Annotated in this window: 5 protein-coding genes (1 of these 5 only partly in view); all 5 read left to right on the top strand. The window is 66.6% G+C overall.

The window, feature by feature from the left end; genetic code table 11:
- Positions 1-8147, top strand: the 3' portion of a protein-coding gene (locus tag ACQR1D_RS17925; RefSeq protein ID WP_434838924.1) for a non-ribosomal peptide synthase/polyketide synthase. 8254 nt of this gene lie to the left of the window's left edge; only the last 8147 of its 16401 coding nucleotides appear in the window; its start codon lies beyond the left edge, outside the window; it ends in the stop codon at positions 8145-8147.
- A gap of 7 nt (positions 8148-8154) precedes the next feature.
- The gene (locus ACQR1D_RS17930) at positions 8155-9138 is read left to right on the top strand and encodes an alpha/beta hydrolase (RefSeq protein WP_434838925.1); all 984 of its coding nucleotides are present in this window, start codon (positions 8155-8157) and stop codon (positions 9136-9138) included.
- Complete coding sequence (locus tag ACQR1D_RS17935) at positions 9135-10868, top strand: cyclic peptide export ABC transporter (RefSeq protein WP_434838926.1); 1734 nt, start codon at positions 9135-9137, stop codon at positions 10866-10868. The genes ACQR1D_RS17930 and ACQR1D_RS17935 overlap by 4 nt, the downstream gene beginning before the upstream one ends.
- 133 nt (positions 10869-11001) lie before the next feature.
- The gene (locus ACQR1D_RS17940) at positions 11002-12063 is read left to right on the top strand and encodes a GNAT family N-acetyltransferase (protein WP_434838927.1); all 1062 of its coding nucleotides are present in this window, start codon (positions 11002-11004) and stop codon (positions 12061-12063) included.
- 18 nt (positions 12064-12081) lie between these two features.
- Positions 12082-13413 carry a lysine N(6)-hydroxylase/L-ornithine N(5)-oxygenase family protein gene (locus ACQR1D_RS17945; RefSeq protein WP_434838928.1) on the top strand — a complete coding sequence of 444 codons (1332 nt, stop codon included), beginning with the start codon at positions 12082-12084 and terminating at the stop codon, positions 13411-13413.
- The last annotated feature ends 121 nt before the right edge of the window (positions 13414-13534 follow it).

Genomic DNA, 13534 nt, shown 5'->3' on the forward strand with positions numbered 1-13534 from the left:
TGTCGTGGCGTGTGCTGCTGGAGGATCTCGCGGCGGCCTATGCGCAGCTCATGCGTGGGCAGGAGGCGACGCTGCCGCCCAAGACGCACGCCTATGCCCAATGGGGCGCAGCACTGCACGCGCACGCGTGCTCGGATGTGCTGGCTGCCGAGCTCGATCATTGGTCCGGTCTCCGGCAGACGGATGACCTGCCGTGCGATGTCGATCATGCGGATCGGGATACGAGCGCCGACGCTGACGACGTGCTGCTCGCGATCGACGCGGAGCTGACCGCGCGCCTGCTGGGCGCGGCGCACGGCGCGTACCGAACCCAGGTCAATGATCTGCTGCTGTCGGCGCTGGCGCGTGCGTTGTGGCAGTGGTCGGGCCGTGAGATCATGGCGATCGAGCTCGAAGGCCACGGCCGCGAGGATCTCGGCGACGGGCTCGATCTGTCGCGAACCATCGGCTGGTTCACAACCGCCTTTCCGGTGCAATTGACGGCTGGATCGCAGCCGCCCGCCGAGCTGATCAAGGCGACCAAGGAGATGCTGCGGTCCGTCCCCAACCGGGGACTTGGCTACGGCGTGCTGCGCTGCCTGGGGTCTGATGCCCAGCGTGCGGCGCTGAGGACGGGCGTGCAGCCGCGCATCGGGTTCAACTATCTCGGTCAGGTCGATGGCAGCGCGGACGAGACGGCGCTGTTCTCGATCGCGCCCGAGAGCGCAGGACCTTCGCGTGCGGCGTCGAGCCCGCTCCGCCACCATATCGCGATCAATGCGAGGGTGCTCGACGGCCGTCTGCAGTTGTCGTTCGGCTTCAGCAGGAAGCGCTATCGACGCGAGACCGTGACCTGCGTCGCCGGTTGTTTCGAGGAAGCGCTTCGTGAACTGGTCGATCATTGCACGAGCGGCGTCCATGGCGTGACGCCGTCCGATGTGCCGCTGTCGAAGCTGAGCCAGGCCGAGCTCGATGCGCTGGCGCTGGATTGGCACGAGATCGAGGACATCTATCCGCTGTCGCCGATGCAGCAGGGCATGTTGTTTCATGCGCTGCACGACGACGGCGCCGGGGTCTACGTCAACCAGGTTGCAGCCGAGATCCGCGGCCTCGACGCCGGTAAGCTGCATGCTGCTTGGCAGGCCGTCAGCGACCGTCATACCGCGCTTCGCACCGGTTTCCTGTGGCGTGAATTGTCCGGACCGCCGCAGCAAATCGTTTATCGCAATGCCGACGTTGCCTTCGTCGCGGAGGATTGGCGGGAACGTGCGGCGGGACTTACTCCGTCGGCGCTGGAGGCTGCGCTCACGGCGGCCGCGGACCGCGAGCGCGCCGACGGCTTCGATCTCTCGCGGCCGCCGCTGCAGCGCGTGCGGCTGGTCAGGATCGACGACGACCGGCATTGGCTGATCTGGACCCATCATCACATTCTGATGGACGGCTGGAGCTCGGCCCGCTTCATTGCCGAGGTGGTGCAGCAAGAGGGGCAGGGGGCGCTGCAGGGACCGCCGCCGCGCTACCGTGACTACATCGGATGGCTGCAGGCGCAGGACCACGGTGCGGCGGTCGAGTTCTGGCGAGCGGCGTTGGCTGGACTCGACGAGCCGAGCCTGCTGTCGCAGCCTGCGGCCGGCGCTCGCGTCGGCCATGGCTCGCTCGCCATGGCGGTGGACGCCGATCTCAGCGAGCGGCTGCAACGCTTCGCGACCCGCGAACGGGTCACGCTGAACACGGTGGTGCAGGCGGCATGGGCGCACTTGCTCCGTCGGTTCACCGGCCAGCCTACGGTCTGCTTCGGCGTGACGGTATCGGACCGGCCCGCCGGGCTCGCCGGCGCCGAAGAGATGGTCGGCCTGTTCATCAACACCTTGCCGGTGGTCGACACCGAGAATCCGGAGCAGCGCGTCGGCGCGTGGTTGCGGGACCTGCAGGATCGCAATCTCGGCCTGCGGGACCACGGCTGGATGCCGCTGGCCGACATCCAGCGGATCGCGGGCCGGGCGGGGCGTCCGCTGTTCGACAGCATCCTCGTGTTCGAGAACTATCCGGTGGACGCGGCCTTGAAGACCCGAGATGGCCGTCTGAGCGTCAGCCGGACGAGGATCCTCGAAACCAGCAACTACCCGCTGTTCGTGAGCGTCGGTCTCGAAAGCGAGCTACGGTTGGTGTTCAATTTCCAGCGGCAACATTTTGACGACGTCCAGATTTGTCGGCTGCAGAAGGCGTTCGTGCAAATGCTCGCGGCCATCGCTGGCGATGCGGAGCAGGCGGTCGGCTGCCTTGCGGCTGATGATCCCGCTGATATCGCGCTGCTCGCACGGGTGAACGCCACAGCGGCCGCCGTGATATCGCCCGGTGTCGTCGCTCAATTCGAGGCGCAGACGGAGCGCGCACCCGATGCGATCGCGCTCGTGCACAATGAGGAGACGCTCAGCTACGCCGCGCTGAACGCGCGCGCGAACCGGCTGGGCCAAAGGCTCAGGGAGGGCGGCGTCGGTCCCGATGTGGTGGTAGGGCTGGCGCTGGAGCGCGGTGTCACGATGATGGTGGCGCTGCTCGCGGTGCTCAAGGCGGGCGGGGCCTATCTGCCGCTCGATCCCGACTATCCGGCCGAGCGTCTCGCGCACATGCTGACCGACAGCGGCGCCAAGCTGCTGCTGACGCAGGCGACGCTCCGCGATCGGCTCGGTCCGGTGCTGGCGGACGGCCACGCCGAGGTCTGGCTGCTGGACGAGGCGCCTGGAGAGGAAGTTGCCGACGTCGGCAATCTCGATGTCGCCGTCCATCCTGAAAACCTGGCTTACGTCATCTACACCTCGGGCTCGACCGGCCTGCCCAAGGGGGTGATGGTGCGCCATGGCGCGGTGACGAATTTCCTGGCGACCATGGCTGAGCAGCCGGGCATTGCGCGCGATGATCGCGTGCTCGGTTTGACCTCGCTGTCGTTCGACATCGCGGTGCTCGAACTCTGGTTGCCGCTGACTCATGGCGCGCAGATCGTGCTGGCGGACCGCGCCTCGGCGGCCCATGATCCCGCGGCGTTGAAAGCGATCGTGGCCCGTCACGGCGCGACAATGATCCAAGCCACGCCGTCGAGCTGGCGCATGCTGCTCGACCATGACGACGGCGCGCATGGATGGCTGCCTCAAGGCTGCCGCCTGCTGAGCGGCGGCGAGGCGCTGGCGCCCGATCTGGCGCTCCGGCTGCTCGCGCTCGGCGGCGAGGTCTGGAATCTGTTCGGGCCGACCGAAACCACGGTGTGGTCGGCACGTCATCGGCTCGATGCGCGCGATCCCGCACCCGTCCTCGGCGGCCCGATCGGCAGCACCACGCTGCACGTGCTCGACGGCGATCTCAACCGCGCCCCTGTCGGCGTGACAGGCGAGCTCTTCATCGGCGGCGAAGGCCTGGCCCGCGGCTATTGGCGCCGGGCGGCGCTCAGCGCCGAGCGCTTCGTTCCCGATCCATTCGGCGATCGCGGTGCGCGGCTGTACCGGACCGGCGATCTGGCGCGGTGGCGCGCCGATGGACTGCTCGACTATGTCGGCCGTGCCGACCATCAGGTGAAGATTCGCGGCCACCGCATCGAGCTCGGCGAGATCGAGGCGCGGTTGCGCACGCAGCCCGGCGTCCGCGACAGCGTCGTGGTGGCGCAAGAGCTCGGCGGCGGGCGGCAGCTCGTCGGCTATGTCAGCGGCGACGATGGGCTCGACGGAGCTGAGCTGCGCGCGACGCTCGCGTCGGCGCTGCCGGACTACATGGTGCCGTCGCGCGTCATGGTGCTGCCGCTTCTGCCGCTGACGCCGAACGGCAAGATCGATCGCAAGGCCTTGCCATTGCCCGACACCCGGCCCGCACAGGGACAGCGCATCTCGCCACGTAGTCCCGCCGAGGCCACGCTCGCCGCGATCTGGGCCGAACTGCTCCACCAGCCGGACGTCGGCGTCGCCGACAATTTCTTCGAGCTCGGCGGCGACTCGATCATCTCGCTGCAGATGGTCGGTCGCGCCCGCCGGGCTGGTCTCGTGCTGGAGCCGAGAGACGTGTTCCGGCTGCAGACGGTCGAGCTGCTCGCGCCGGCCTGCCGAGCGGCGCGGAAAGATCAGCCCGTGATTGCCCTCGCGCGCGGCGCATTGTCCGGGCTGACCAGCGACGAGCTCGCTCGGCTCGGGGTCGACTGGGACCGCATCGAGGACGTCTACCCGCTCTCGCCGATGCAGCAGGGCATGCTGTTCCACAGCCTGCGCGATGCCGGCAGCGGTGTCTACGTCAACCAGATCAGCGTCGAGATCCGCGGGCTGGACGTCGAGCGGCTGCGCAGCGCGTGGCAAGAGGTCTCTGACTCTCATCCGATGCTGCGCACGGGTTTTCTCTGGCGCGAGCTGTCCGGTGCACCGCTGCAGGCCGTCCATCGTGCCGCGAACGCGCCGTTCGTGATGGAGGACTGGCGCGGGCAGGTCGTCGATGAAGCGCGGCTGTCGTCGGCCCTGGCCGCGGAGCGTAACGTCGAGTTCGATCTCGCGGTGCCGCCGCTGCAGCGTGTCCGGCTGCTGCAGCTCGACCACGAGCGCCATCGCCTGATCTGGACCTACCATCACATCCTGATGGATGGCTGGAGCTCGGCCCGCTTCATCGGCGAAATCCTGCAGCGCTATTCCGGGCGGGCGCTCACGGCTCGTTCAGCGCATTATCGCGACTATGTTGCCTGGCTGCTGGCCCAGGACGCGCAGGCCGCCGAGCGCTTCTGGCGCGGACAGCTCACGGCCTTCGACCAGCCGACGCAACTGGCCGATGCCTTCGGAGCACGGCGCCACGATGGGCACGGGCACCAGCGCTGCTACACGCGGCTCGACGAAGATGCGACCGCGGCCTTGAAGGCGTTTGCGCGGCGCGAGCGCATCACCCTGAACACGCTCATCCAGGGCGTCTGGGCGCTGCTGCTGCAACGCTACACCGGCCAGCAGACCGTCACCTTCGGTGTCACCGTCGCCGGCCGTCCGGCTGGTCTCGACGGGGCCGAGCAGATGATCGGCCTGTTCATCAATACGCTGCCGGTGATCGAGACGCCGTCGCCGGCCACCACGATCGGCGACTGGCTGCGTGCCATGCAGGACCGTAACGCGGCGATGCGCAATTTCGAGCAGACGCCGCTCTACGACATCCAGAGCTGGGCCGGCCGTGCTGGCGAGAGCATGTTCGACAGTATCATCGTGTTCGAGAACTATCCCGTCGACCGGGGCCTGCTGCAGGGCGACGGCTCGCTTCAATTCGGCGAGCTGCGCAATGTCGACGTCACCAACTATCCGATGGACCTGTCCATCATGGTCGAGGATTCGCTGCAGGTCGAGTTCACCTATATGCCGAGCCACTTCACGCCGGATCAGGCGGAGCAGGTGAGGGCGCAATTCGAACATCTGCTCGCGGCTATCATGCGAAGTCCGGAAGCCGCGCTCGGCGCGATCGATGCGGCCACCGCTCAGGATGTGCAGCGCGCAGTCGCCTGCAATGGTCGGGCTGCGTCTTCCGCGACGCGTCCGCTCGTGCACGAGATGATCAGCGGTCATGCCCAGCGCGACCCGGAACGTGTCGCCCTCACGATCGGCGGCAGGAACGTGTCCTACGGTGAGCTCGATCGTCGTGCCAACCGGCTCGCGCTCCGCCTCGTCGGCGCCGGGCTCCAGCCAGACCAGCGCGTCGGCGTCGTCGTCGCGCGCAATGAAGCGACGATGGCCGCGCTGCTCGCCGTGCTGAAGGCCGGCGGAGCCTATGTGCCGCTCGATCCCGAGCTGCCGCCGGACCGCATCGCCCATCTGATGCGCGATTCCGGGATGAGCATGCTGCTGTCCGGCGCGCATGAGATCGTCGCCATCGAAGGCGTCCAGGCCGTCGATCTGGCCTCGTTCGATTTCGCCAGCGGTCCGCACCATGCGCCAAATCCGGGCCTGCATCCGGAGAATCTCGCTTATGTGATCTACACGTCCGGCTCGACCGGGCGGCCGAAGGGCGTCGCGGTCGCGCATGGACCGCTGGCGATGCATTGTCGGGCGACCGCTGCGCTCTACGAGCTCGACGAGCACGCAACCGAGCTGCATTTCCTGTCGCTGGCCTTCGACGGCGCGCATGAACGGTGGCTTACCGTGCTGTCGCAGGGCGCTCGGCTGGTCATGCGCGATGCGGAGCTGTGGACGCCCGAACAGACCGTTGCAGAGCTTCATGCGCAGCGCGTGACGCATATCGGCCTGCCGCCGGCCTACCTTCAGCAGGTCGCCGAATGGGTGGAGCAGACCGGAAATCCCCCGCCGGTGAGGTTGTATTCGTTCGGCGGCGAGGCCATGCCCAAGGCCGGCTTCGACAAGGTGAGGCGCGCGCTGAAGCCGCGGATCCTGATCAACGGCTATGGTCCGACCGAGACCGTCGTGACACCGCTGGTGTGGAAGGTCGATGGCAACACGGCATGCGACAAGGCCTATGCGCCGATCGGCATTCCTGTCGGGCGCCGCACCGCCTACATCCTTGATGGCGCGCTGAATCTCGTTCCGGCAGGCGCAGCCGGCGAGCTCTATGTCGGCGGCTTCGGGCTCGCGCGCGGCTACCTCGCCAAGCCAGGCATGACGGCGGAACGCTTCGTGCCGGATCCATTTTCGACGGAGGAGGGCGCACGTCTCTACCGCACCGGCGATCTGGCCCGATGGGATGCGAGCGGCACGATCGAATATCTCGGGCGCAGCGATGACCAGGTGAAGGTCAGCGGCTTCCGGATCGAGCTTGGCGAAATTCAATCGGCGCTGCTGAGCGAGCCCGCAGTCGCGCAGGCGGCCGTGCTCGCGGTGGCGGGGCCGGGAGGAAATCAGCTCGTGGCTTATGTGGCGCCACGCGCTCCGGGCGACGCCGCCGCTGCTCCGGCCGAGCGGCTGTCTGCAACGCTGACGGCGGCGCTGCGCCGGACATTGCCGGCCTACATGGTGCCGGCCCGCATCATCGTCCTCGAGCGCCTGCCCACGCTGTCGAGCGGCAAGGTCGATCGCAAGGCGTTGCCCGCGCCCGATATTGCAGCCGAACGTGCCTTCGTCGCGCCGGCAAGTCCGGCCGAGGTCGCGATGGCAAAGCTGTGGGCGGAGGTCCTCGGCGTCGCGCAAGTCGGTGTCACCGACAACTTTTTCGAGCTCGGCGGCAACTCTATTCTCAGCCTCAAGGTGATCGCGCGGCTTCGCCGCGACCCGGTCCTCGATGGCGAGATCAAGCTGCGGGATCTGCTGCGGAAGCCGACCATTCGCGCCTTGCTCGGCACTGCCGCAGCATCCGCGTTGCCGTCGGCGCTGCTGCCCCTGAGTTCGCCGGTCGATGGCGTGGCGCCCGTGTTCTGCCTTCACGGCGGCTTCGGCACGGTGTTCGACTATGCGCCGCTGGCGCGTCGTCTGGAGGGAGAACGGCAACTGATCGGTCTGCAGTGCCGGACGCTGATCGAGCCGTCCTTCACCGATCGCTCGCTGGCGGCGATGGCCGTGGACTATGCCGATGAGATCGTACAGACGCAGAGCGAGGGGCCCTATCATCTGATCGGCTGGTCGCTCGGCGGGCTGCTCGCGGGTCTGGTTGCCGCCGAATTGGAACGGCGCGGCGCGCGGGTCGAGCGTCTGGCGCTGATCGACAGCTTCGTTCCGCATGGCGGCCAGCAGCCGTCGCTGCATTGGACTGACGACTTGCTCGCGCTGCTCTCGGTCACGGCGCCGGGCGTGCAATTGTCAGCGATCGCGTCGCAGGTGACGGCGATCCGCTCCGCCGATGCGCCGGCGACGGACGAGGTGATCCGGGGCCTCGTCGCCGATGCGATCGGCATGGCACCGCTGCAGCCGCGCGACGGCCTTCTCGGCATCGACGACATCGTCGCGGCCTTCAGGGTCGGACGCCATCTCGCGCAACTGGCGCAAACGGCCGAATGGCCGGCTGATCTCGCTGTCGCGCCCGGCTGCTGGTGGACCTCGGGCCGGCTTCGACAGCGCGATCGGCTCGCGGCGCGGCTGCCGCAGGCGGCAGACCTCGGCGTGATCGGCGACGATCACTTCGCGATCCTGAGCAACGAATCCTTCCTGATGGCGCTCGGCGCGTGGCTGGAGCCGGACGAGGCGGCGCAGACATCGCCGGCGCTGCAGTCCGAACCGGCTGAATGAGGTGGTCATGAGCCTTCACCCTGATATCGCCGCGCTGCTCGAGATGATCCAGCTCGGAACCGAAACCGGCGCGCGCATCCCGTTTCCGCAACTCACGCCGGCGCAGGCGCGCGCCGATTTCGACGCCTCCTCGCCGCTGCTGGATGTCGATCCGCCGCCGCTGGCGTTCGAGAGGCAGCTTGCGCTGCCGATGCGCGACGGGACGGAGATTGCAGGGCGGCTCTATGCAACGCGGCCGTTGGATGTCGCCGATCCGACGCCCGTGCTGCTCTACATGCATGGCGGCGGCTTCGTCGTCGGCAGCCTCGACTCGCACCAGCCGCTGTGCCGCGGCCTCGCGGATGACAGCGGCGCGGCGGTGCTGTCGATCGACTATCGGCTGGCGCCGGAGCATCGGTTTCCGACGGCGTTCGAGGATTGCGTCGATGCGCTCACCTGGATCGGGGGCGAGGGGCCGGCGCTTGGCTTCGACCCGCGGCGAGTCGCGATCGGCGGCGACAGCGCGGGCGGAACGCTGGCCGCGGCGCTGGCAATCGCCGCGCGCGACGACCGGGCCTTGCCGCAGCCGATCCTTCAGGTCCTCGCTTATCCCGGGCTCAGCCCGCAGCAGATCTCGGACTCCTACGAGAACTACGGCTCGGGCTATCTGCTCGAGCGCGAGACCGTCGACTGGTTCTTCGACCACTATCTGCCCGAAGGCACTGATCGCCACGACTGGCGATTTGCGCCGCTGGCGGCCTCCGACCTCACGCGCGTCGCACCCGCGCTGATCGTGCTGCCCGAGTTCGATCCGCTGGTCGACGAGGGGCAGGCCTATGCCGCACGCTTGCGCGAGGCCGGCGTCGCTGTGGACTTGAAGGTCTATCCCGGCATGGTCCACGAGTTCCTGCGCATGGGCAGCGTCGTGCCCGACGCCCTCCAGGCCCGCGCCGACATCGGCGACAAGCTCGCCGCTGTCTTCGCCACACGAATGGGAGCCGGCGGCCGATGATGACGCCATCCAATCTGGCAATCGCCAACGTCGGAAGCCTGCTGCGGCCGTATTGGCTGCTGCTGGCGGCAGCCATCCTGCTTGGCCTGCTCGGCGGCGCCAGCGTTGCGGGTCTGCTCGCCGTGGTGAACCGCGGCCTTTACGCAGGCGCAGGCGACGTCGGCGGCCTGATTGCCTCGTTCGCGGGTCTCTGCATCCTGATCGTGATCGGGTCGGTTGGCTCTGACATCAGCGCCAATATCGTCGGGCAGCGGATCGTGGCCTCGTTGCGCAAGTCGCTGGCCGCCAAGATCCTGATGGCGCCGATCGACCAGCTCGAAGCCTATCGGTCGCACCGCCTCATCCCGGTCCTGACCAAGGACGTCGATGCCATCAGCGATTTCGCCTTCTTCTTTCCCGCCTTCCTGGTGTCCGGCGTCATCGTCGCCGGCTGCCTGATCTACCTCGCGGTGCTGTCGTGGCCGTTGTTCCTGGTCACGGCAATCTTGATCGCGCTCGGGTCGTTCGTCCATTACCTCGCCCGCAAGCGCGGAATGACGGGCTTCAATCTCGCGCGCCAATACGAAGACGATCTGCAGAAGCACTACCGCGCGATCTCCGACGGTGCCAAGGAGCTCCGTCTTCATCGCCAGCGCCGGCGCCATGTCCATGTCGATCTGATCGGACGGACGGTCGACCGGATCGGCGACGTGCAGATCAAGGCGATCAATCTGCTGGTGACGGCGCGTGCGCTCGGGACGGTTCTGCTGTTTCTGGTGATCGGGACCGCGCTGGTGCTGCGTCCACTGCTGTGGCCCGACAGCCCGGCCTCGGTGTCCAGCGGCTTCGTGCTGGTGCTGCTGTTCATGCGCGGACCGATCGACCAGTTGATCGGCATGCTGCCGTCGCTCGGCCGCGCCCAGGTTGCGATGCGCCGGATCGCCGAGTTGTCGGAGCGTTTCACCGCCGCAGAGGCTGAACTGCTCGATGATCCCCAGGATCGGACCGCTGAGCAGATCGAATCCATCGAGCTGCGCGGCGTCTCCTACGCATTCCCTGCGTCGTCATCCGAACGCCCTTTTGTCATCGGACCGATCGACCTTCGCATTCGCCGCGGCGAGATCGTCTTCATCGTCGGTGAGAACGGCAGCGGCAAGACGACGCTGATCAAGCTGCTGCTTGGACTCTATGTGCCGGACCGCGGCGTGCTGCTGCGCGACGGCAATCCCGTCGTCAGCGAGACCCGCGATGACTATCGGCAGCTCTTCACCACGATATTCTCGGACTATTTCCTGTTCGACACCCTGGCGCAGCAGAGCAACCAGCCGCCTGACCTCGCACATCGCTATCTCGACCGACTCGAGCTCGCTCACAAGGTCTCGATCCATGGCGGCGCGTTCTCCACCACCGACCTGTCGACGGGCCAGCGCAAGCGGCTCGCCTTGATCAATGCCTGGATCGAGGGACGGCCGGTGCTGGTGTTCGACGAATGGGCGGCCGATCAGGATCCGGCGTTCCGCCAAATCTTCTACACCGAGCTGCTCGCCGACCTCAAACGTCTCGGCAAGACGATCATTGTGATCTCGCACGACGATCGCTACTTCCACTGCGCCGATAGGATCGTGCGTCTGCGCGACGGTCGGATTGACGCCAGCGACGCCGCGGAACGCCGCGAGCCGGCACAAAGGCAACGCACGCTCACGACTGTTCTGCATGAACCCGCTGCATCGCTTGGAGCATCGAAGCCGTGAGCCGTACCTTTGTAGTTAATCTAAAAACAGCGCTACGGACTTTGTTGTCTTCGTCGTGCCGGCCGATCTACATCCTGAGCGGGAGTGGACAGAGATGACGCCCGTGCAGATCAATGAGAGGGAGGGAGTTCGCATGAGCGCGACCGCGAGCATTACGGGCAGTATCCGGACATTCCCTGTCGCAACCGACGCGACAATGTCGGTCGTTCGCGACGATGACGGGCTTCGGGTGATCGCGGACGGCGCGCCACTGCTGGCGCTTCGGCCGGATGGCGAACTGACGCGTCTGATCGTGCACGACGGGGTCGATGATTGGCGCCGGCTGTCGCGCGGAGCCGCGGCAATGGCCGAAGCGGTCTTTGCCTGGACGCCGTCACTGCAGAGGCTCGACCTTGCACTCGACGACAACCCGGCAGCAGCATCGGCCCTTGCGAACGATGGCCTCGCGGTGGTGACCGACGGCAGGCTGGCGCTGTATCCGGACATGGTGATGCAGTTTCGCGAGAACTGGCTGACGGACGCCGCGCGCCCGGCGTTTCCACAGTCCTACGCGATGACCGACGGCAGGCGCCATCCGCGGCGGCCGCCCAAGCCGGTCGGCACCGTCTACGCCCGTTTCATTCCCTGGCTGTCCGACGTCGTCAGCTTTCGCGTCATCGACATCGCTCACGATCTCCCGTTGGTCCACCGCTGGCTCAACGATCCGCGGGTGGACTCGTTCTGGAACGAAGCGGGGGACATCGACAAGCACCGGCAATATCTGTCACGGATCATGTCGGACCCGCACATGGTGCCGCTGATCGGCTGCTTCGGAGATCAGCCGTTCGGCTATTTCGAGCTCTACTGGGCGAAGGAAAATCGTATCGCACCGTTCTACGACGCGGCGGACTATGATCGCGGCTGGCACGTGATCGTCGGCGAGGACGGTTTCCGGGGCCGCCGCTTCATCACGGCCTGGCTTCCCTCACTCATGCACTACATGTTCCTCGACGACTGTCGCACCGAACGTGTCGTCGGCGAGCCGGCGGCGGCACATTCCCAGCAGCTTCGCAACCTGGATCTGGCGGGGTTTGCCCGGCTCAAGAATTTCGACTTCCCACACAAGCGGGCAACCCTGGTCATGTTGCTGCGCGAGCGCTTCTTCGGCGACCGGCTGTGGCAGCCGGCGGCCAAGGAAGCACCCACAGAAGCCTAGCGCGGACGGAGCATCACCATGTCGTATCATCCTGCCCCTGACTATGATATCGTCGGCGTCGGCTTCGGGCCATCGAACCTCGCACTGGCGATCGCGCTCGACGATTGCTTCAGACAGCAGCGTCTGAAATGCCGGTCCTTGTTCCTGGAAAAGCAGCGGGACTTCAAATGGCATGGCGGAATGCTGCTGCCCGGCAGCAACATGCAGATCTCCTTCCTCAAGGACCTGGTATCGCTGCGCGATCCGACCAGTCCGTTCACCTTCGTCAACTACCTGCATAAATCCGGCCGGCTGCTCGACTTCACGAACTGCAAGACGTTCTATCCCAGTCGGATCGAGTTCAACGACTATCTCCGATGGGTCGCCGGCCAGTTCAGCACCACGGTTGCCTACGGAGAAACGGTCGAGTCTGTCGAGCCCGTGCATAGCGGTCAATCCGTCACCGCGCTTCGTGTGCTCACGCGCATGGCTGACGGAAAAGAGCGATCACGCGTCACGCGTCACCTCGTGGCGGCCGTCGGCGGCGTGCCGCACATCCCTTCCATATTTCAACCGATCGCGAGGGATCCGCGGGTCGTGCACACCAGCGGCTATCTGAGTTCATCGCTTGCGGCAGGATCGGATGGCCGGTCGCCGCGGGTGGCGGTCATCGGCGGTGGACAAAGTGCGGCTGAGGTCACGCTCGATCTGAGCGAGCGGCTTCCGGACGCCCGGATCGATCTGGTCTTCCGTGGGCACGCGCTCAAGCCGGCGGACAGCAGCCCGTTCGTGAACGAGATCTTCAATCCGGACTACACCGATTATTTTCATTCGCGGTCCGATCGGCAGCGCGAGACGATCGTCCGCAGCTTCCGCAATACCAATTATGCGGTGGTCGACCCCGACCTGCTCGATCAGCTCTACCGGATGACGTACCAACAGCGGGTTGCGGGCGCTCGGAAACTGGCTCTCCATCCGCGCAGCGAGATCGTCGCAGCCTATGCTTCCCCTGAGGGGATGGTGCTCGAGATCGTCAACAAGGACGAAGAGGTCCGCCGCCGGGCCGCGTACGATGCTGTCGTGCTCGCCACCGGCTACGAGCGATCTCCGATTCCGGCGTGTCTTGGTCCGATCAGCCGCTACATCGAATCGGCGTCGCTCGACCGCGACTATCGTCTGCAGATGAGCCCCGCGTTTCGTCCGCAGGTCTACGTGCAGGGCTGCGCCGAAACCTCGCACGGCCTCAGCGACACACTCTTGTCGGTGCTGCCGATGCGGGCACAGGAGATCACACAGTCGCTGGTGTCGGCAACAGCGAGAGAACAGGACGCGGCGCCGTCTCACGACCAGGCTGAGCGCGTGTATTCGTGATGGACGGCCGAATGCAAGCCGCGAGGAGCGCGCCGCGCGCGGCGTCATGAAATGAGACGAAACGATCGGGCCTTCCCTGGCGTGTCGCGGTCGAATTGTCATCGGGGGCGCCGTGCCTGCA

It is taken from the genome of Bradyrhizobium sp. HKCCYLRH2047 (genome assembly GCF_051168175.1).
GTDB lineage: Bacteria > Pseudomonadota > Alphaproteobacteria > Rhizobiales > Xanthobacteraceae > Bradyrhizobium.

What these genes read in the sequence shown, in the direction of transcription:
- ACQR1D_RS17930 (WP_434838925.1), top strand. Translation starts at nt 8,155, where the DNA reads ATGAGCCTTCACCCTGATATCGCCGCGCTGCTCGAGATGATCCAGCTC.
- ACQR1D_RS17935 (WP_434838926.1), top strand. Translation starts at nt 9,135, where the DNA reads ATGATGACGCCATCCAATCTGGCAATCGCCAACGTCGGAAGCCTGCTG.
- ACQR1D_RS17940 (WP_434838927.1), top strand. Translation starts at nt 11,002, where the DNA reads ATGAGCGCGACCGCGAGCATTACGGGCAGTATCCGGACATTCCCTGTC.
- ACQR1D_RS17945 (WP_434838928.1), top strand. Translation starts at nt 12,082, where the DNA reads ATGTCGTATCATCCTGCCCCTGACTATGATATCGTCGGCGTCGGCTTC.